Consider the following 20,744-nt stretch of genomic DNA (forward strand, 5'->3'; position numbering starts at 1 on the left):
GCATTAATGGAAGTTACACAAAGACTGCAAATATGATCATTGAAACAAAAAGAATGGTCATATAGTTCAAAGAATAAATGAACATGGTCTTCGCCCATTTTAAATCATCCTTCACTTTAAATCCGCGGATAGCTAAAACCAGCCAACCAAGATTTAAAAGCGTAGCAAGAATGATAAAGCCTATTCCGAGATCCATTAACAGGAATGGCAGAGGGAACAGCATAATAACCCATGCAAGCATAGATTTTTTCGTCCGATGGAAACCTTTCACCACCGGAAGCATAGGAATTCCCGCAGCACGGTATTCTTCTGTGCGCTTCATTGCAAGCGCATAGAAATGCGGCGGCTGCCATACGAACATAATCAAGAACAATGCCCAAGCCCCAAGTCCAAGTGCCGGCTCAACTGCGGCCCAGCCGATAAGCGGTGGAATTGCTCCTGAGATGCTCCCTACAATCGTATTGCTGACATGTCTTCGTTTCGACCACATGGAATAGAGGACGACATAAGCCAAAATCCCTGCAATTCCAAAGAAGCCGGCTGATACAGATGCAGAGAACAAAAATAGTTCGCCTAAAACAATGAAAGAAATAGCAAGTGCCAATACAGCAGATGGCTTAAATCTCCCAGTCACAGTCGGTCGCGACTTTTTGCTCGCCATCAACGGATCGATATCTGTGTCAATGTAGTTATTCATCGCTGCAGACCCTGCGATAATCAAAGCTGAACCAACAATCGTATAGACTAGTATGTCCAACTCCTGCAGAAAATGCCTGCCGGAAAACTGAAATGCTAACCACAATCCTGTAAAAACGGTTATTAAATTTGAATTTACGATTCCAATTTTAATTAGCGCTAAAAAATCTTGTAGGAATGTCGTTGTTTCCGGCGTCTGATGAACTTCCGCAGACAATGTCCGGCCGTTTGACATATTATCCCCTCCTTTCATAGTTGTAAGCATATTCCGCTAACCATAACTATATCTAAATTCCAGTTATTTTTCTACCGCTAACTGCAATTTAGGGATAAAAGCCATGATTTTCTGTTATTTAACTCAGAAATACGCTCTTCCTATCATACATGAGCGAGCACATTATTTTAAGATAGAAAAATAATTGTTTTTGAACAGTTTGTGAAGCGCTTGCGGATTATGTCTAAATCTTGAAAGTTTCGGGTATTCCGGATTTTCCGTTGTGTTTTAAGGTAACTTTCGCTATCATCTAGTATGCAGGTTACAGACGTATAGAAAAGTTTCATATAGAAAAAAGTAGGTGGCATACTTGCAGCAAAGTAAATATATAAAATGGTTTGCAGTAGCAGCGACCATCGGTATGCTCTTAATCCTTCTTGGCGGAGCATTGGTTACAAAAACAGACAGTGGCATGGGCTGCGGGCGGCACTGGCCGGGGTGCAACGGGCAATTAATACCCGATGAAATTACGGCCGAAGTGTTGATCGAATTCTCCCACCGGCTCGTTACCGGTACCGTGGGCATTTTAATCGTTGTTTTGGCCGTATGGGCATGGAGAAAATACGGACACATCCGTGAAACAAAATTTTTAGCCGTTATGGCTATTTTCTTTTTGGTCCTTCAAGCGTTAATTGGAGCGGCACAAGTAAAATGGGGCCAAGGCGATTTTATCCTTGCTCTTCACTTTGGGATTTCCTTGATTTCATTTGCCTCCGTCTTGTTATTAACCTTATTAATTTTTGAAGTGGACCGCAAATTTGACGCAGAACGCGTGCAAATTGGCAATAAGCTGAAATTCCACACAATCGGCGTCGCATTGTATTCCTACATTGTTGTGTACACCGGTGCACTAGTGCGCCACACAGAATCGGGGTTGATTTGTGCGGATTGGCCGCTGTGCCGAAATGATCAATTCGCGCTTCCGAATAATATGTACGAATGGGTTCAAATGGGCCACCGTACAGCAGCGGGGCTGATTGTGTTATGGCTAGGATATATTTTGTGGCATGCATATAAACAGTACCGGGACCAGCGGGTCATCTTCCGTGGCTGGCTGACAGCTTTCGTCTTAGTCCTTTTGCAGGCAACGACAGGCATGCTTGTCGTGTTGACGAAATTAAATCTGGCAATCGCTCTTCTTCATTCATTGCTGATTTCATTATTATTCGGATTGTTGTGCTATATGGTGCTGCTCGTTTCGAGAAGCATGTCGAATAGTTCAAAATAAAAAAGCAGATGCCCATTCGGCATCTGCTTTTTTATTTAATTCCGATCCATTTCAATGAGCAAGTCTCCTGTAGAGATGCCTTCGCTTGCCCCTACGTAAATTTCTTTGATGGTGCCATCGAATGGCGCTTGAACGGTTGTCTCCATTTTCATCGCTTCGGTTACCAGCAAGTGGTCGCCGCGTTTTACTTTGGCGCCTTTTTCTGTAACAACCTTCAATACCGTTCCCGGCATGGTGGCTGCAATGTGGGATTCATTTGTAGTGTCCGCTTTCACTTTTGCTGAGCTGTCCAATTCTACTGTCATATCCTGAATATTTACTTCTCGCGACTGGCCATTCAATTCAAAATAAATGGTCCGCTTGCCGTCTTTTTGCGGTTCTCCGATGGATACCATTTTGATCATCAAGGTCTTGCCTTTTTCGATTTCCACTTCGATCTCCTCGCCTAAGCGCATGCCATAAAGAAATGTCAGCGTATCCAAAACCGAAACGTCGCCGAATGTCGTAGTTGTGGCTGTGTATTCGTCAAACACTTTCGGATAAAGCGCGTATGCCAAAATTTCCTGGCTTGTAACAGGACGCTCCAATTTATCGAAAAGGTATTTTTTAATTTCATCAAAATCTGCAGGTTCCAGCAATTCGCCTGGACGGACTGTAATAGGCTTGCGTTCTTTTAATACGACTTTCTGCAAATCTTTAGGGAATCCGCCATATGGCTGTCCAATATAGCCTTCAAAAAACTCAATGACCGATTCCGGGAAATCAATCGTTTCCCCGCGAGTCAATACTGTGTTTTCGTCTAAATCATTTTGGACCATAAATAATGCCATGTCTCCGACCACTTTCGAGGATGGCGTCACTTTTACGACGTCTCCGAATAGCAAGTTGACGCGGGAATACATCGCTTTTACTTCTTCCCAGCGCATGCCAAGCCCTACCGCTTTTGCTTGCTGCTGCAGGTTGCTGTATTGGCCGCCCGGCATTTCGTGGACGTAAATTTCAGAATGCGGGCTGTTCATGCCGCTTTCAAAATCGCTGTAATATTTGCGGACATCTTCCCAATAATGAGACAGTTTTTCCATGGGTTGAATATCAGCTCTTACTTCCCGTTCCCCGCCGCTCATCGCATAATACAGCGAGTTTGCACTTGGCTGCGACGTCAGCCCGGACATCGAACCGAGAGCAGTATCGACGATGTCGACGCCCGCTTCAATGGCTTTCGAGTACAAATAAATGCCGTTTCCGCTAGTATCATGCGTATGCAAATGAATCGGCAAGGAAATCGTAGCTTTTAATTCGGAAATTAGCCGGTACGCCGCTTCCGGTTTAAGCAAGCCGGCCATATCTTTGATCGCCAGTATATGGGCGCCTGAGGCTTCCAGTTCTTTGGCCATTTTTTTATAGTAGTCGACGGTGTATTTGTCGCGGCTTGGATCTAAAATGTCCCCCGCATAGCAAATGGCCGCTTCCGCTACTTTGCCGGACTGGCGGACTTCATCAATCGCCACTTCCATTCCTTTGATCCAGTTTAAGCTATCGAAAATCCGGAATACGTCAATTCCCGCATCCGCTGATTTTCGTACGAATTCCCGGATGACGTTATCGGGGTAATTTTTATAGCCAACGGCATTGGCGCCTCGGAACAGCATCTGGAACAAAACGTTCGGTATTTCTTTGCGCAGCTTGATCAACCGGTGCCACGGATCTTCTTTCAAGAACCTGTAGGAAACGTCAAATGTTGCACCGCCCCACATTTCCAGTGAGAACAAGTCTTTCTGGATGCGGGCAGTTTCTTTTGCGATTTCGAACATATCGTACGACCGCAGACGCGTTGCCAACAACGATTGGTGGGCATCCCGGAACGTCGTATCTGTCAATAATACATCTTTTTGTTCGTGGATCCATTTGGCTAACCCTTCCGCGCCGCGTTCATCCAAAATTTGCTTCGTGCCGCTTGGAGCGGGAGCCGACAAATCGATTTCCGGTTTGCGCGGAGATGCGTGGATTGGTTTCTTTTTCTTTTCAATTCCTGGGAAGCCGTTTACCGTAACGTTGCCGATATAACTCAGCAGCTTAGTGCCGCGGTCTTTCCGCACCGGGAAAATGAACAGTTCAGGTGTTGAATCGATAAAGCTTGTATCAAATTCACCTTTGATGAAGTTTGGATGCTTTACGACATTTTCCAAAAACGGGATATTGGTTTTGATGCCGCGAATACGGAACTCCTGCAAGTTGCGGTCCATTTTCGCAGCTGCTTCTTTGAATGTGACGCCCCAAGTCGAGCATTTCACGAGCAAAGAATCGTAGAATGGCGTAATGACAGCGCCCTGGAAGCCATTGCCGGCATCCAGACGAACGCCGAAGCCCCCGCCTGAACGATATACCATCATTTTCCCTGCATCAGGCATGAAGTCGTTTAACGGATCTTCTGTCGTTACTCGGGATTGAATGGCGAAGCCAAACAACGGAATATCCCCTTGCTGCGGAATGTTGATTTCTTCGCTGTGAAGCGTGTGCCCTCTTGCAATGTTGATTTGCGCATGGACAATATCGATTCCTGTGACCATTTCTGTAATGGTGTGTTCCACTTGGATGCGCGGGTTTACTTCTATAAAATAAAACTCATCGTTGGCTACTAAAAATTCCACGGTGCCAGCGTTTATGTAATCAATATTTTTCATCAACTTAACGGCAGCGTCGCAAATTTCATTGCGCAGCTCGTTGCTGATGGAGTTGGATGGTGCAATCTCCACTACTTTTTGGTGGCGGCGTTGAATCGAACAATCGCGTTCATAAAGGTGAATGATATTGCCGGCCGCATCCCCTAAAATTTGAACTTCAATGTGCTTTGGCTTTTCAACGAATTTCTCAACATACATTTCATCAGAACCGAAAGCGGCTTTTGCTTCGGATTTTGCGCGTTCGTACGAAGAAGCAAGTTCTTCTTTAGATTTAACGATGCGCATGCCGCGCCCGCCGCCTCCAAGAGAAGCCTTGACCATAACCGGAAAGCCTACAGCTTCACAAAATGCTTCCACTTCTTCCAGCGACTGAACCGGCCCGTCTGTCCCTGGAATAACGGGAATGCCGGCTTGTATAGCTTGTGTACGCGCTTTCACTTTATCGCCGAACATGTCCAAATGGCGCGATGTCGGACCGATAAAAATGATTCCTTCTTCTTCGCAGCGGCGGGCAAAGTGGACATTTTCGGATAAAAAGCCGTAGCCCGGATGAATTGCATCAACTGCTGTGTCTTTGGCGATGCGGATAATATCTTCAATATCCAGATATGCATCGATGGGCTTTTTTCCTTTTCCAACTAAATAGGATTCATCTGATTTATACCGATGATAAGATCCACTGTCTTCTTGCGAATAAATCGCAACTGTCCGAAGATTCAGTTCTGTACAAGCGCGAAAAATCCGAATTGCGATTTCTCCGCGATTTGCTACTAAGATTTTAGTGATCGTCTTCACTCCGCAGCACACCCTTTACTTTTTCATTTTTTCAACTTTATGGAACATTGAAACATTCATCAACACTCCCATAGCTAAAGATAACAAAATTACGGATGTTCCGCCATAGCTGATAAAAGGAAGTGTTACCCCAGTGAGCGGTATAAGGCCAGTTAAGCCGCCTAAGTTTACAAAGGTTTGAATGCCAACCATGCTTGCCACGCCTGCTGCAAGCATACGGGCAAGTGGATCTTTAGCCGTCATGGCAATGGTTAAACCGCGCAAAACGATAAAGCACAATCCGCCTAAAACGAACAAAACTCCAAATATTCCTAGCTCTTCAGCGATTACCGACATGATAAAATCGGTATGCGGTTCAGGAAGGTAGCCAAGTTTTTGAATCGATTGTCCAAGGCCTAGCCCGCTTAACCCGCCAGAACCAATGGCCAAATAACCGTTGACGATTTGCATGCCGAAGCCAAGTTCATCGGAAAATGGATTGAAAAAAGCTTCCAAACGGCCAAGGCGTTTTTCAGTAAAAATTACATCTTGGGCAAACAACACGACCGGTAAAATAAACAACGCCGCCCCGGCAATTACGATAGAGGCCAATTTCAAATACAATTTAAAGCGTATGCCGCTGGCCAACATGACGCAAAGACCGACCGCTCCAATGATGAGCATGGAACCCAAATCCGGCTCTAAAAACACGAAAAACAGGACGCCTGTTAAAACGACGACTGGCGGAGCAATGGATTGGTTAAAATTATTGATGCTGCCTTTTTTGTTTTTATTAGCAAATACCCCAGCCAGATAAAGAATGATCCCAACTTTAGCAATTTCCGAAGGCTGAATGCTGGCAAATCCAAGGTTGATCCAACTTTTCGCGCCTCCCCCGGCATAGCCGATAAAGTGGACCAAAATCAAGCCTATGAAAATAACCGCTACGATAAGTTTCAAGAAGCCAATGCGTTGGAAATGTTTATATGGAAAAATTGCCGCTACTAAAAACACCGGGAACGCTAACAGCAAATTGATCATTTGCTGTTTGTAAAAGTGATCCGGCTCCCAGCCGTAATAGTTTACAGACCATGCCATACTTGCACTGTAGATCATGACTAAACCGAATAGCGCCAAAGCGATATATGTAAAAAACAACGGATAATCAAAATGTTTTGCGTATCTTTTGATGTACTGTTTCATTAAATTTAACCTCTTTTAATAGATAGGATTAGTAAAAAAACTCAAACAAAGTTCGTTTGAGTTTTGAGTCATTTATTCGTATACGCTTCAAGAAGAATAGAAAGCTTTTTCTCCAGCGTATCTATTAAATTTTTTCCGCTTTCCCGTTCGATCAAGCCCAATTTCACAGCAAAATCAATTTCTCGGGATAAGCCGAACATTTGGGTATCGAGCACTTCTTCATATAGCGGACAAGAGGGCAATGTTAAATTGTCCATCTGAACTTTAATCAGTTTCTCGATTTTTTCTGCATCTGCTCTGAGGAGTTCTAAAGCCCTTAGCTGATATGTTTGTTCTTCTGTATGTTCCATGAGGACTCCCCCATTTAATGAGATTTCATGCCAAAGTGACTTGTTTAAAGTGTATATGTTAACACATAAAATTGCAAGCCAATATCTTCTCTGGAATTAATCCCTTTGGGAATTTGACACAAAAAGGTATACTTATAAAAGATGGATTATTTGATGGAGGGTTCGTAATGGAATTTATTATACCGTTTAAAGGTGAAGTAAAATTTAAAATCACGTTAGATCCAACTGTTTGGATTTTTGATGACCGCAAAATCGACTTAGATACGTATTTTACAGAAGAAAAAGTTCAACGCGACGAACTGGAAGAATACAAGCGCGGCATGGGCGAACATTGGTCGAGAGAAATCATGGAAGGCGCCACTGTCCCTCCGACGTTAAACTCTGAGAAGACCTATAATCGGAAAGAAAAAAACAAGATGATGGTCGGCACATTCGGCATGGTTTTTAAACCGTTTTTAGAAAATGCAGAACCGAGCGATCAGGCTTCTACTGTAGTAGTGGAAACAGCTCATGGCGAGCATGCGTTTCCGCTTGAACAAGCAAAAGAGTTGATTTTCAAATTCAGCCAAGAAGGAAAGCCATTAAAAGAAGACGGCCCTGTCCACATCTTGCTGCCGGATGGCTCTAACCAAGCAAATCCGATTACGGATGTTACAGCCATTCGAGTAGAATAGGAGCGATAAATGATGCGGGTTCAATGTGTAATTTGTGACACAATCGAAGAACTTAATGATGATACGCTCCAAGCGAAACGCTTGCGCAACCGGCCGATCCACACACATATGTGCGATAAATGCCATGAACGTATTACAGAACGCACTAAGGAACGGCTTGCCACTGGGGCATTCCGTTTTTATAGAAGCTCCCGCCAGATTGAGGATGACTTCTAATGAAGGTGATCAAAGGCATATGGATTGGATTTTGGAGCGGACTTTTGCTTGGATTATTGCTGAGATGGATTCAATCGGTGACAGGAGTAAAAATCTATACATTGTTATTAAATGTGGATTTTTTGCCAGTGATTGGCGCCATCGATTGGTCTGAGCCAATGGCTTTTTCGTTTCATTTGTTTGTTTCGCTGATACTTGGCATTATTTTTGTCTATTTGGCCAAGCGTCGAGCTTATCCTTTTGGCTTTTTGGTCATGGTGAGTTTGCTGATGTGTGTGCCGCTGTATCTCTTGTATTTTCCGTTGGCATTGCTTGCCGTGACAGACCAAGTTCCAAGTGCAACCAATTTGGAAGCCATTCTATACTGGATTTTTGCCCACTTGACTTATGCTTTGGCTTTGCCGATTCTTTACAAAACGTTTGAACGAAAAAACGCGCCCTCGCAATGAGGTGCGCGTTTTTTTCAGTATTGCTTTATAAACCTTTTATATAAGTTGAACTAAATTTCCTGGGTTACTGATATTCCGCAAAACAGCTGCGCTTGCCGCGGGCTCGCGCCGAACTAACTCGGGCTAGTCGCCCGAGTGGATTTCGGCACTTCGCTATCTCGCAGGCGTCTTCGCTGTTTTGCTCCATATCTTCTAGCCTGTTAGCTCTAATATAGCCAGCATCCAGCATGCCGGTCATCTCTTCTGGTAGTAAGAAATTTCTTAGCTTAGGCGCGTCCACGGGCTAGGCGGAGCAATGAGACAAGTGGTCTTCTCGGCTCATGGCGGGAGCCATGCCCAAAGCGTCCGAAGCGGTGTACAAAAACTCGATTTCTTTAATTCGATTTACAATTTTAATGGCTAAAATATTGACAATGAGGAGGCTATTTTTCTCCAAACAAAAACGCTGTTTCTCATTGAGAAACAGCGTTTTCGCGTTTTTCGCGCCATAGGCGGATTTTATACAAAATCAAAATGATCGCAGCAATGCATAAGCCTTCAACTACCGGCAGGAAAAGAGCTAAAAATGTCAGCCCTAATCCTCCGATCAGAAGAAACAAAGCGATAACTGCATTTTGACGTAACGGCAATTTCTTGGCAAACCCTAGTTTATAAACAAATGCCGACAGCAAGAAGATGACTGCAAAAAGCACATAACCTGCTGTACTGAAGTTGGGCATTGTTTCGTATAAAAACCGGGCTAACGGATACATCCTATCATAGACAAAAGCTTGGTCGTCCATAGGTTATACATCCTTCCATTCCTTATTATTCTTCGATGGCAACTTTCTTTTTCTTAGCCATGCGCTCACGTTCTGCTTTGTCTAAGATTTTTTTGCGTAGGCGGATGGTTTGTGGAGTAATTTCACAATACTCATCATCAGCCAAATATTCAAGTGCTTCTTCAAGGCTCATCAAACGCGCTTTTTTCATTGTAGTTGTTTGGTCTTTGTTTGCTGAACGGATGTTTGTCGCAGCTTTGATCTTAACTATGTTAACTGTTAGGTCGCTGTCGCGGTTATGTTCGCCGACAATCATGCCTTCATAAATTTCAGCGCCAACTTCTACGAATGCTGTTCCACGGTCTTCGATGCCCATTAAGCCGTAAGTTGAAACTTTACCGCGCTCCATAGATACCAATACACCTTGACGGCGTCCGCCAACGCGTCCTGAAGCAACCGGCTGGTAGCTGTCGAACGTGTGGTTGATGATTCCGTATCCACGTGTTTGAGTCAAGAATTCAGTAGTATAACCGATCAAGCCTCGTGCTGGCACGTTGAATACCAAACGAACTTGTCCGCTTCCGTTGTTGACCATATCAAGCATTTCGCCTTTGCGCTCACCAAGAGACTCGATGATTGCGCCAGTGTACTCTTCTGGAACATCAACTTGAACACGTTCAACTGGCTCACAGCGTACACCATCAACCATTTTCACGATAACTTCCGGTTTAGATACTTGAATTTCGAAACCTTCACGGCGCATATTCTCAATCAAAATTGACAAATGCAATTCCCCGCGTCCAGAAACTACCCATGCATCTGGTGAATCTGTCGGATCTACACGAAGAGATACGTCAGTTTGAAGTTGCGCATCCAAACGTTCTTGGATTTTTCTAGAAGTAATCCATTTTCCTTCTTTGCCGGCAAATGGGCTGTTGTTTACTAAGAACGTCATTTGCAATGTCGGTTCGTCAATTCGAAGAATCGGCAAAGCATCTGGGTGGTCTGATGGGCAAACCGTTTCCCCAACGTTGATATCTTCCATACCAGAGATGGCAATCAAATCGCCAGCTTCAGCTTTTTCAATCTCAACTCGTTTAAGGCCCATAAATCCGTGCATTTTTGTAACCCGGAAATTCTTAACAGAACCGTCCAATTTCATCAAAGAAACGGATTGTCCTACTTCAATCGTTCCACGGAATACACGGCCAATCCCGATACGTCCAACGTAGTCACTGTAATCAAGTAGTGCTACTTGGAATTGAAGTGGCTCATCTCTGTTATCGATAGGCGCTGGTACATGCTCCATGATCGCATCATAAATAACCTGCATGTTTTCTTCTTGGTCGGCTGGATCAGATGAAAGGCTGGCAGTTCCATTCATGCCTGAGGCAAAAATTACCGGGAATTCCAATTGATCATCATTCGCTTCAAGTTCGATAAACAATTCGATGACTTCGTCAACCACTTCATCAGGGCGTGCGAAATCGCGGTCAATTTTGTTTACAACTACGATTGGTTTCAAGTTTTGTTCCAAAGCTTTTTTCAAAACAAAACGTGTTTGTGGCATACAGCCTTCATAAGCGTCGACAACTAGCAAAACGCCATCAACCATTTTCATGATGCGTTCTACTTCCCCACCGAAATCGGCATGTCCAGGAGTATCCAAAATGTTAATTTTTGCGTCTTTATATTGAATCGCAGTGTTTTTCGCAAGAATCGTAATTCCACGTTCTCTTTCAATGTCATTCGAGTCCATTGCGCGTTCTTCTACGTGTTCATTTGAACGGAAAATACCTGATTGCTGAAGCAGCTGATCCACTAAAGTTGTTTTACCATGGTCAACGTGGGCAATAATAGCAATGTTTCTTAAATCGTTACGTAAGTTAGTCATACTTTCACTCCAATATTCTTTTTTCATGTCTATAACTGTGCTAGTATAGCACATATAGGGAAAAAACCCTAAGATTTTATTTCAGCATTATGCAGCAGGAGGAAAAAAGATTGAAAAACATCAAATGGATCTTCGTATTGTATTCGCTTGCGGCACTGTTATCAATGGCAGGAATTGGGGCAGCAATCGCTCTTCGCAGCATACCTGGTATTCTCATTGCAATTTTGGCTTTGTGCGCAATTATGGGATTGGGCTTTAAAAAGAAAAAAGAAATGCGTGAAGCAGGCTTATTATAAAAGGAACTTGCATCAGACAGCAAGTTATTAGTCTTCATTGGGAAGCAAAAAAGGCGCAATCATTTGCGCTTTTTTTATTTTGGGCTCATTCAACAGCCTTTCCGAAAGTCCAAAGCCGTTCATTTCTCTATTTCTATCCTTATTTAATAACATCACTGCTGCATCCAACTATACTAAAGTTGGTCAATAAATCATTGAAACCGATGCAACCAAAAAAGCATTTCTTTTTTAAAAGAAATGCCTTAACCGTTAGTTAAAAGAATGGACCTTTTGCTGCTGGCGCAAATTTCGGAAAAACAACGGGTTTTCCTATTTCAGATGAATATAGTCGGCTAACAATGTTTTATGAATAGAAGGGTTAGCTGCCACAAAGGTGTCTTGAACGAGTAAATTTGCCGCTTCCCCTATAAAATTTGTCGCAATTGCACCAACTTCTTGCGCAATCACCATGCCACCTGCAATATCCCAGGGTGACAGCCTCATAGAGACATAGGCGTCAATTTTTCCGGAAGCCACATAAGCAAGTTCCAATGCTGCCGATCCATACGACCGTGTGCCTCGAACTTCCCGCAGCAAACGGATAATTTTTTCATGGTCAATGTATTTGTTCGGAGCTGCCCATGTTGCGTTTATGCCAATAATTGAAGTCGCCACGGAAGTTTCGCTCAACGGTGCAAGCTTTTCATCATTGCAATATGCGCCTTGCCCTTTAGTTGCATGATATAGCCGATCGTTCATAACATCGTATATGTATCCAAGCTTGCCGATTCCGTCTTCGTAAACTCCAAGTGAAATGGCAAAATTGCTTTTCTGATGAACAAAATTCATCGTGCCGTCTATTGGATCCAACAGCCACACTACCCCATTCAAATCCTTAATTACGTCTCCAAATCCTTCTTCTCCAAAAACACGGTGTCCTGGAAAATCTTGACGGATGCGCTCAATAAAAAATTTCTCGACTTCTTTATCCATATTAGTTACTAAATCATTCGCGTCGGATTTTGTTTCAATGACCAAATCCGTTGAAAATGAATTTCTGATGCGATGCCCCGCTTCTTTGATCAGTGATTTTATGTACAAGTCCATTGCATGCAATTCCATATGCGCACCTCCCTTTCTTTCCATTATATCGAAAAAGGCACATACTGTCTTTTGCCAGTAGGTGCCTTTATGTTTTATAAATAAAGTATCTATTAGAACGCATGAAGTGCCTCCAGTTCAGCATGAATCTCATGAAGCCGTTTTTTGCTTTTATCTATTTGGCGGCTTTCTTTTTCTTTCATCGCATCAAATAAAGAAGCAAGTTCATAGTCAAGTTCTAATTTAAGCACGTTGATGTATTCTTTCTCAACGTCTGCTTTACGAATGATCTGAATCATTTGTTTCATATTGAGCACCCCTTTCCGTTCTATTTTTCATAATTCTGAAATTTCATTAGACGAATAAGAAACGGTTTTCCAGTGGCTGATGAAAAAAGTGTATTTATACTCTTTCTTCCCAAACTCCGGTAAAATGAAACCTGTATTGTGAAATTAAGGAGGAAATTTAGTTGACGACTTTTTGGAAAGAACAAGATTTCGAGGTTTTTGAAACTCCTGGCTTGCAGGAGCGCATGGAAGCACTCATCAAATACGTGAGGCCAAAATTTGAAGCTTTAGGAAAAGAGTATTCTTCGTTCTTCTCAAGCAAAACCGGAGATGAATTTTTCCCGCATGTGGCGAAGCATTTACGGAGAACCATCAACCCGCCAAACGATAGCTGGGTGGCGTTTGCTCCTTATAAAAGAGGCTATAAAGCGGTGCCCCACTTCCAAATCGGCCTTTGGGAAAGCCATGTGTTTATCATTTTGGCCGTTATTTATGAAGCGCCCGGAAAAAGCCAAATGGCTGAGAGGCTGCTGCAGACTAATCTGGTGAGTTCATTGCCCGAGGATTTTGTCATCGCTGGCGACCACATGAAACCGGAAGCCACTTCGCTGGAATTGCTGCCGATAGAAGAAATCGAGAAATTGGTTGTAAGACTCCGCGATGTTAAAAAAGGCGAATTTGTTATTGGCCGCCACCTTCCGCGAGATCAGGCAGTCACAATGGACGAACAAGAATTTGAAGAGTTGGTTGAACAAACCTTTGAAGAATTGCTGCCGATCTATAACGTGCTGGCTCGAAATTAATAAAAGGGGCTGTCCCAAAAGGGGCTGACGTCCATTCCAGCGGACGCTTTCCGCGGGCTCGCGCGAACTAACTCGGGCGAAACGCCCGAGTGAATTTCGGCACTGTCGCACTGTCGCTTTGCTCCATCACTGCTCCCGCAGGAAAGAATCGACCGAAGGGAGTTCGGTCGATTCTTTGCGACGAAGCAGCGAAGCGATGCAGAGACAGGAGCACATGGTTTTCGCCGCTTCCATTCCCGTCAGCTAGCTAAAAAACCGGCAAAGAAAAGAACTCCTTTTCTTTGCCGGTTTTATCTTTTTTAGTTATGGGACAGCTCTTTGTCTTATTTTTTCTCTAGTTTAATGATGTCGCCGTTACTTTTTGCTTTCATTTCCTTAATCACTGGAAAACTTGCATAGCCGCTTTCTTCTTCGAATTCGCGGAAATAGGTTTTTTCCTCTGACATGGCCGGTACGATTTCTTTGAATCTGCGGTACCGAGCAAATAGATTTTCTCGTTCAATGCCTTTTTCATAGGCCATTTCGATGCCTTCAAAAAAAGTCACCACATCAATAATTTCATCAGTTGACCATTCTAACGAAAATGGATAAGAATATTCCATTTAAAGTTCCCTCTTTTCATTGTGTAATTGCCCATTTTTTCCGGATTTCAATCGCTTCATTGACCATACGGTCCATCAGTTCTTGAACGCTCGGCACATCTTTGATCAATCCAGTTATTTGGCCGGCCCAGCCAAAGCCTTCCTCAGTATTGCCATCGTAGATAAATTTTTTATTGGCTTCTCCACTAATAAAATCGCGCAGCGCTTCGTAAGTAGGGCTAACTCGCTCAATTTCAAGAATTTTTTCTGTCCATCCATTTGAAAGCGTTCGTGCAGGAGCGCCGATGCTGCGTTTAATAACCACCGTTTCACTTTCAGAACTGTCGATCAGCGCTTTTTTGTAAAGATCCGACGCATGGACACATTCTTTAGTGGCGATAAAACGCGTGCCCATTTCAATTCCTTCAGCTCCAAGCGCGTGGGCAGCCATCCACCCACGGCCATCGCCAATGCCGCCCGATGCAATGACTGGTATAGATACCGCATCCACGACTTGTGGGATCAGCACCATTGTGCCCACGTCGTCACGTCCCAGGTGGCCGCCGCCTTCTTGCCCGACAACCATGACGGCATCTGCTCCCAATTGTTCCGCCTTTTCTGCCTGCCTTCTTGCGGCAACCAAAACCAATTTTTTTATCGGCGTGCCTTTTAATTGTTCGAAAATGGGTGTTGGATTTCCGCCGGTCATGGACACCACCGGCACAGTTTCTTCGATCGCCACTTCCAGCATATGTGCGAACGGGCGGCCTCTTTCCCCAATAGCAAAATTAACGCCAAATGGCTGGTCTGTCAATTCCCGCACTTTCCGTATTTCATCCCGCAGCTGTTCTGGTGTTGCCAAGCTCATAGCTGTGATTTGCCCCAGCCCTCCAGCATTGGATACAGCGGCTGCAAGCTCCGCATATGCCAAATACGCAAGCCCCCCTTGAACAATAGGGTAACGAATGCCTAAAAGATCAGTGACTCTTGTTTTGAATAACATTCTATCCTCTCCTTTTCTCATCCATTCAACTATTCGTCCCAGTTTCACAAAATCCTTTTATTTTTATAGTATAGCGAGTAGCATCGTGCTATAATTCATTTTGTTTTCATTTTTTATAAAGCGAGGTGTGCTCATTGTCTCAACTAGAAACTCCGTTATTCGATGCTTTGTTAAAGCACCGAAACCGGCACCCGATTCAATTTCATATTCCCGGCCACAAAAAAGGCCAAGGCGTCGATCCCGCTTTCCGGGAATTTGTCGGCGACAATATTTTGTCTATCGATTTAATAAACATTGCCCCTTTGGATGATCTTCATTCACCGAAAGGCGCAATTAAAGAAGCACAAGAACTTGCAGCGCAAGCTTTTGGCGCTGATTATACATTTTTCTCGGTTCAAGGCACAAGCGGCGCGATCATGACCATGATTTTGAGTGTTGTCGGCCCGAACGATAAAATTTTGGTGCCGCGAAATGTTCATAAATCCATTATGTCAGCAATTGTTTTTGCCGGAGCTATTCCAATTTTCATCCATCCCGAAGTGGATCCAGACCTGGGTATTTCCCATGGCATTTCTGCAGAAGCGGTGGAAAAAGCGCTCGTTGAATACCCAGATGCTAAAGCGGTTCTTGTCATCAACCCAACGTATTTCGGCGTGGCAGCAGATTTGAAGCGCATTGTAGACATCGCGCATGGCCGGAACATCCCAGTACTAGTAGACGAAGCGCATGGCGTCCACATCCATTTTCACGATTCCTTGCCGGTATCCGCTATGTCGGCTGGTGCTGATATGGCAGCAACATCGGTCCATAAACTGGGCGGCTCGATGACTCAAAGTTCGGTATTGAATGTACGCGAAGGATTGGTTTCTCCGAAGCGGGTACAATCGACTTTGTCCATGCTTACTACAACGTCGACTTCATATCCAATTCTAGCATCTCTTGATACGGCACGCCGGCAATTGGCGATTCATGGCTTTGATTTAATTGACCAAACGATCCGGCTTGCACAAGATGCCCGCAAACGCATCAACAAAATTCCTCATTTGCGCTGCGTCGGCAAAGAGCTGTTGAAAACTTCAGCAACGTTTGATTTGGATCCGACCAAATTATTGATCAGCGTCAAAGACTTGGGCATCACCGGACATCAAGCAGAAGAATGGCTGCGAGAAAAAGCCAATATTGAAGTGGAACTCTCTGATTTGTACAACATTTTGTGCTTGGTGACAATTGGTGATTCCCGGAAAGAACTGAACCTCCTAATTAATGCATTGCAGCGAATGAGCGAGCAATTCGACTCTGAGGCAGCCATTGTGGAGCCGACTGTGTTAATTCCAGATATTCCAAGGTTAGCCATGTCGCCGCGCGACGCTTTTTATGCGACGACTGAAATCATTTCAATCGATCAGGCTGTTGGCCGAATTTCTGCTGAATTTATCATGGTATATCCGCCCGGCATCCCGATTTTTATCCCCGGCGAAATCATCACGCAAGAAAACTTGAATTACATTCAGATGAATATTGACGCGGGCCTGCCAGTCCAAGGTCCTGAAGACGATACATTGAAAATGCTGCGAGTCATTAAAGAACAACATGCCATCCGATAAAATGCTAACGGTCCTGCAGCAAAACATGCTGCAGGACCGTTTTTTTATTCCACACCTTCGATTTCCAGCGGGTCAACAAATGTAAAACCTTTCTTGCTCAGGCCTTCTATAATGCCCGGAAGCGCCTCTGCAGTCCATTCCCGGTCATGCATCAACAAGTTTGCGCCATTTCGCAAAAATTCCGTATTCACCATAATATCAGTGATCGCGGCGGTATTCATATATTGCTTCTCCCAATCGTAACCGTACGTCCAATTCATCAGCAGCATGCCTTCTTTTTCAACTAACGCTCTGCTGAAATCGGTATTCGAGCCGTTCGGTGCGCGGAAGAATTTCGGTTTTTCGCCGATTATTTCTTCGATCGTTTTGCTGACCGCCAAAATTTCTTCTTCTTGCTGCTCTTCACTGATGCCTTGCAAATTCGCATGGGTTTGAGTGTGGTTGCCGATTGCAAAGCCCATTTCGTGAATGGTTTTTAACCGCTCCTTTTCTTCAGCGGTGTCTAAAAAATGCCCATTCACAAAAAAGATAGCTGGCACATTCAGTTCTTTTAATTTGGCCGCCATCTCAAGTGCATGTTTATCAGGTGCATCGTCAATGGTAATCAACACCGCTTCAGCCGGTGCATCCGCAATCGGTTCGACTCCCCAATTGGCCGTGTTTAATGTGTACTGAGGTTCTTCAGCTTTTTCTTCCACTTCTGCTGGTTCTTCCGGAGCTTCAGCCGCTTCTTCTGTTTCAGCCGGCGTTTCTTTAACGACGGTTGCCTCTTCTTTGGCCGGTTCTTCTTTTGCTGGTTGGGCTTCATTGCTGCACGCAGTCAACAAGGCCAGACCGGCTGCGATAATTAAGCTTTTTTTCAATATCATATCGTTATCACCTGTAGCCCTTTCGCCCATCATTTTACCATAAAATTTCATTATTATTCAAAAATTATACAATAAAATAAACTGTATGGAAAAACCAGGTGATATTTGTAGAATAATAAAACAGCCTAACCTGGTTTTGCCAGGCAAGGCTGTTTTGAAAGAAACCGCGAATTGCGGCACTCGTTATTATTTTAAAATGTGAATTGGTGCTCCAAGCGCTACTTCAGCAGCTTCCATTGTAACTTCAGCCAATGTTGGGTGAGCGTGGATTGTCATTGCGATATCTTCCACAGTCATTCCTGCTTCGATTGCAAGACCAAGTTCAGCGATCATGTCTGATGCGCCAGCTCCAACGATTTGAGCTCCAAGAAGCAAGCCATCGCTTTTGCGTGAAACCAATTTCACGAAACCTTCGGTTGCATTCAATGAAAGCGCACGGCCGTTGACGCCGAATGGGAATTTCGCAGCACTTGCTTCGAATCCTTCTGCTTTAGCCTGCTCTTCGGTCAAACCGACGCTTGCAAGTTCCGGATCTGTGAAGCAAACCGCTGGAATTGCCAAGTAATCCACTACTGATGATTCACCAGCAATAACTTCTGCAGCAACTTTTCCTTCGTAAGATGCTTTATGAGCCAATTGAAGGCCGGCAACCACATCCCCGATTGCAAAGATGTTCGGGATATTCGTGCGGCACTGCTTGTCAACTTCGATTAAGCCGCGTTCGCCGAATTTAATGCCGACTTCTTCAAGTCCCATTTCATCTGTGTTCGGACGGCGTCCAACAGTAACCAATACGTAGTCGGCATCGATTGTTTTTTCTTCTCCGCCTGCTTCGTATGTGACGGTAACGCCAGTTTCAGTTTCTTGTACGCCTTTTGCAGACGCTTTAGTGATAACTTCAACGCCTTTTTTCTTCAAGCCTTTTTTAACGATTGACGTCATTTGTTTTTCAAATCCAGCAAGGATATCTGGAGCGCCTTCAAGGATCGTTACTTCAGAACCCATGTTGGCATAAGCTGTTCCAAGTTCAGTTCCGATATACCCGCCGCCGATTACCACAAGTTTTCCTGGCACTTCTTGAAGAGCCAATGCACCTGTTGAATTAATGACGCGTTTAGAGAATTTGAACGTTGGAATTTCAACTGGGCGTGACCCAGTAGCAATGATCGCGTTTTTGAATTTGTAAGTTTGAGCAGCATTTTCAGTGATCACACGGATTGATGTATCATCAACGAAATAAGCTTCTCCACGTACGATTTCTACTTTATTTCCTTTTAAAAGCGACTCAACACCGCCAGTCAATTTTTTGACTACGCCATCTTTGAAAGCCTGCGCTTTTTCAAAGTTTAATGAAACTTCGTTAGCTACTACACCCATATCTTCTGAATGCTTCGCTTCTTCAAAACGGTGGCCTACTGAGATCAATGCTTTTGATGGGATACATCCAACATTCAGGCAGACGCCTCCGATGTATTCTTTTTCAACGATTGTTACTTTTTGGCCAGTTTGCGCCGCACGGATTGCTGCTACATATCCGCCAGGACCTGAGCCGATGACGAGCGTATCTGTTTCGATCGGAAAATCTCCTACTACCATAAGTTTACGCCTCCATTAATAATAATTCTGGTTCGCTCAACAAGCGTTTAATGTGATTCAATGCATGCTGGGCAGTTGCTCCATCGATCATGCGGTGATCGAAGCTCAATGATAATGCTAACACAGGAGCCGCTACAATTTCACCATTTTTAATTACAGGCTTCTCAGCGATCCGTCCGATTCCAAGAATCGCAACTTCCGGATGGTTGATAACTGGCGTGAACCATTGGCCTCCAGCAGACCCAATATTGGTAATCGAGCAAGACGCGCCTTTCATTTCACTCGGAGATAACTTGCCTGAACGTGCTTTTTCTGCAAGTTCATTGATTTCAGCAGAAACTGAGAAGACAGATTTGCGGTCAGCATTTTTGACGACTGGAACCAATAATCCGCGGTCTGTATCTGCCGCGATGCCGATATTGTAATAATGTTTTTGAACCACTTCGCTTGTTTCATCGTCAAACGATGTATTAAGCGCCGGGAATTCACGCAATGTGCTAACTAGCGCTTTCACTACGTAAGGCAAGTAAGTCAGCTTGATTTGTTTTTCAGCCGCAATGTCTTTGAACTTTTTGCGGTGCGCTACAAGTTCAGTCACATCTACTTCGTCCATCAGCGTTACGTGAGGAGCGGTATGCTTGGAATGAACCATTGCTTTAGCGATTGCTTTGCGGATTCCAGACATTTTTTCACGTGTTTCTGGAAACTCGCCTTCAAGTACCGGTGCCGGCGAAGCCGCTTTTGGCGCTTCTTGTTGCTCGGCAGCAACTGGAGCTTCTGTTTTCACTTCTTCAGCTGGAGCTTGCTCGGCAGGCTGTTGGGCACCGTTCATGAATGCTTCAACATCTTCTTTTAATACGCGGCCGTTATTGCCTGATCCCGAAACTTGCTTGATGTCGACGTTTTGGTCGCGCGCAAATTTACGGACTGAAGGCATTGCGATAACGCGGGCATTCGAATCTGTTTCCGCTTGGACTTGCGGCTGTGCGCCAGCGCCCGTGTTGCCAACTTCCGGCTGTTCTTCTTTAACAGGAGCTTTGTCGATTTTTTGGCTCGATTCTCCTGTGCTAGCCTGAACCAGCTCTTCTGTTTTTTCTTCTACTTGCTGCACATTGCCTTCTTGGCCGCCGTGGCTTCCTTTGAACTGGATGTCTTCCGAACCTTCAGCTTCGATGCGGACCAAAATATCGCCCACTACCGCAACTGTTCCTTCTTCAACTAAAATCTCCAAAATTTTCCCTGTTACAGGAGATGGCATTTCAACCACCGATTTGTCGTTTTGCACTTCGAAAAGAATGTCATCTTCTTCGATTGTGTCTCCAACGTTTACGAACCATTTTACGATTTCACCTTCATGGATACCTTCTCCGATATCCGGCAAACGAAATTCAAAAGCCATTAGTTTCACCCTTTCTTTGACGCAAC

General features: G+C 44.3%; 20 protein-coding genes. 7 read left to right on the forward strand and 13 right to left on the reverse strand.

Features of this window, described 5'->3' with window-relative positions:
• Positions 1-13: 13 nt before the first annotated feature.
• On the reverse strand, positions 14-931 hold the full coding sequence (gene cyoE / locus ACRRQV_RS05510) for a heme o synthase (protein ID WP_432528506.1): 918 nt from the start codon (positions 929-931) through the stop codon (positions 14-16).
• Between the two features lie 349 nt (positions 932-1,280).
• On the opposite strand from cyoE, the gene ACRRQV_RS05515 reads away from it, so the two are divergent.
• Complete coding sequence (locus ACRRQV_RS05515) at positions 1,281-2,198, forward strand: COX15/CtaA family protein (RefSeq protein ID WP_432528508.1); 918 nt, start codon at positions 1,281-1,283, stop codon at positions 2,196-2,198.
• Positions 2,199-2,233: 35 nt separating this feature from the next.
• On the opposite strand, the gene pyc is transcribed toward ACRRQV_RS05515, so the two are convergent.
• From pyc to ACRRQV_RS05530, 3 genes are all read right to left on the reverse strand, one after another.
• On the reverse strand, positions 2,234-5,674 hold the full coding sequence (pyc, locus tag ACRRQV_RS05520) for a pyruvate carboxylase (protein WP_432528510.1): 3,441 nt from the start codon (positions 5,672-5,674) through the stop codon (positions 2,234-2,236).
• A 15-nt stretch (positions 5,675-5,689) separates the two neighbouring features.
• Complete coding sequence (locus ACRRQV_RS05525; RefSeq protein ID WP_432528512.1) at positions 5,690-6,856, reverse strand: FtsW/RodA/SpoVE family cell cycle protein; 1,167 nt, start codon at positions 6,854-6,856, stop codon at positions 5,690-5,692.
• 68 nt (positions 6,857-6,924) lie between these two features.
• A complete protein-coding gene (locus tag ACRRQV_RS05530) occupies positions 6,925-7,206 on the reverse strand; it encodes a DUF1507 family protein (protein WP_432528514.1) in 282 nt (93 codons plus the stop codon).
• A 167-nt stretch (positions 7,207-7,373) separates the two neighbouring features.
• On the opposite strand from ACRRQV_RS05530, the gene ACRRQV_RS05535 reads away from it, so the two are divergent.
• The 3 genes from ACRRQV_RS05535 to ACRRQV_RS05545 are packed head-to-tail and all read left to right on the forward strand — an operon-like array spanning position 7,374 to position 8,545.
• Positions 7,374-7,880, forward strand: coding sequence for a peptidyl-prolyl cis-trans isomerase (locus ACRRQV_RS05535; protein WP_432528516.1), 507 nt, complete (start codon positions 7,374-7,376; stop codon positions 7,878-7,880).
• A gap of 12 nt (positions 7,881-7,892) precedes the next feature.
• Positions 7,893-8,096, forward strand: coding sequence for a YlaI family protein (locus tag ACRRQV_RS05540; RefSeq protein WP_432528518.1), 204 nt, complete (start codon positions 7,893-7,895; stop codon positions 8,094-8,096).
• Positions 8,096-8,545: a hypothetical protein gene (locus ACRRQV_RS05545; RefSeq protein WP_432528520.1), complete on the forward strand. Its 450-nt coding sequence runs from the start codon at positions 8,096-8,098 to the stop codon at positions 8,543-8,545. Before ACRRQV_RS05540 ends, ACRRQV_RS05545 begins: the two co-directional genes overlap by 1 nt.
• A gap of 452 nt (positions 8,546-8,997) precedes the next feature.
• Here the strand turns inward: ACRRQV_RS05545 and ACRRQV_RS05550 are convergent, their stop codons facing one another.
• Together ACRRQV_RS05550 and typA are read right to left on the reverse strand one after the other, a co-directional pair.
• A complete protein-coding gene (locus ACRRQV_RS05550) occupies positions 8,998-9,327 on the reverse strand; it encodes a YlaH-like family protein (RefSeq protein WP_432528522.1) in 330 nt (109 codons plus the stop codon).
• A 25-nt stretch (positions 9,328-9,352) separates the two neighbouring features.
• Positions 9,353-11,200, reverse strand: a complete 1,848-nt coding sequence (typA, locus tag ACRRQV_RS05555; protein WP_432528524.1) for a translational GTPase TypA — start codon at positions 11,198-11,200, stop codon at positions 9,353-9,355.
• A 110-nt stretch (positions 11,201-11,310) separates the two neighbouring features.
• Here typA and ACRRQV_RS05560 point away from each other — a divergent pair, with 110 nt between their 5' ends.
• On the forward strand, positions 11,311-11,496 hold the full coding sequence (locus ACRRQV_RS05560; protein WP_432528526.1) for a YlaF family protein: 186 nt from the start codon (positions 11,311-11,313) through the stop codon (positions 11,494-11,496).
• 309 nt (positions 11,497-11,805) lie between these two features.
• On the opposite strand, the gene ACRRQV_RS05565 is transcribed toward ACRRQV_RS05560, so the two are convergent.
• A complete protein-coding gene (locus ACRRQV_RS05565) occupies positions 11,806-12,597 on the reverse strand; it encodes an inositol monophosphatase family protein (protein ID WP_432528528.1) in 792 nt (263 codons plus the stop codon).
• Between the two features lie 92 nt (positions 12,598-12,689).
• Positions 12,690-12,884 carry a hypothetical protein gene (locus tag ACRRQV_RS05570; protein ID WP_432528530.1) on the reverse strand — a complete coding sequence of 65 codons (195 nt, stop codon included), beginning with the start codon at positions 12,882-12,884 and terminating at the stop codon, positions 12,690-12,692.
• A gap of 161 nt (positions 12,885-13,045) precedes the next feature.
• Here ACRRQV_RS05570 and ACRRQV_RS05575 point away from each other — a divergent pair, with 161 nt between their 5' ends.
• The gene (locus ACRRQV_RS05575; RefSeq protein WP_432528532.1) at positions 13,046-13,666 is read left to right on the forward strand and encodes a YktB family protein; all 621 of its coding nucleotides are present in this window, start codon (positions 13,046-13,048) and stop codon (positions 13,664-13,666) included.
• A gap of 323 nt (positions 13,667-13,989) precedes the next feature.
• Here ACRRQV_RS05575 and ACRRQV_RS05580 read toward each other — a convergent pair whose 3' ends face one another.
• Positions 13,990-14,268, reverse strand: a complete 279-nt coding sequence (locus ACRRQV_RS05580) for a UPF0223 family protein (protein ID WP_432528534.1) — start codon at positions 14,266-14,268, stop codon at positions 13,990-13,992.
• Positions 14,269-14,284: 16 nt separating this feature from the next.
• Positions 14,285-15,250 carry an NAD(P)H-dependent flavin oxidoreductase gene (locus tag ACRRQV_RS05585; protein WP_432528536.1) on the reverse strand — a complete coding sequence of 322 codons (966 nt, stop codon included), beginning with the start codon at positions 15,248-15,250 and terminating at the stop codon, positions 14,285-14,287.
• A 134-nt stretch (positions 15,251-15,384) separates the two neighbouring features.
• Between ACRRQV_RS05585 and ACRRQV_RS05590 the strand changes: the two genes are divergently transcribed.
• Positions 15,385-16,854, forward strand: coding sequence for an aminotransferase class I/II-fold pyridoxal phosphate-dependent enzyme (locus ACRRQV_RS05590; protein WP_432528538.1), 1,470 nt, complete (start codon positions 15,385-15,387; stop codon positions 16,852-16,854).
• A gap of 44 nt (positions 16,855-16,898) precedes the next feature.
• On the opposite strand, the gene ACRRQV_RS05595 is transcribed toward ACRRQV_RS05590, so the two are convergent.
• The 3 genes from ACRRQV_RS05595 to ACRRQV_RS05605 all read right to left on the reverse strand — a co-directional run bounded on the left by ACRRQV_RS05595 (position 16,899) and on the right by ACRRQV_RS05605 (position 20,718).
• Positions 16,899-17,723, reverse strand: a complete 825-nt coding sequence (locus ACRRQV_RS05595) for a polysaccharide deacetylase family protein (RefSeq protein ID WP_432528540.1) — start codon at positions 17,721-17,723, stop codon at positions 16,899-16,901.
• Positions 17,724-17,909: 186 nt separating this feature from the next.
• Positions 17,910-19,319, reverse strand: a complete 1,410-nt coding sequence (gene lpdA / locus ACRRQV_RS05600; protein WP_432528542.1) for a dihydrolipoyl dehydrogenase — start codon at positions 19,317-19,319, stop codon at positions 17,910-17,912.
• A 4-nt stretch (positions 19,320-19,323) separates the two neighbouring features.
• Positions 19,324-20,718, reverse strand: a complete 1,395-nt coding sequence (locus tag ACRRQV_RS05605; protein ID WP_432528544.1) for a dihydrolipoamide acetyltransferase family protein — start codon at positions 20,716-20,718, stop codon at positions 19,324-19,326.
• Between the last annotated feature and the right edge of the window lie 26 nt (positions 20,719-20,744).

Source organism: Planococcus sp. YIM B11945 (assembly GCF_050864155.1).
Lineage (GTDB): Bacteria > Bacillota > Bacilli > Bacillales_A > Planococcaceae > Planococcus.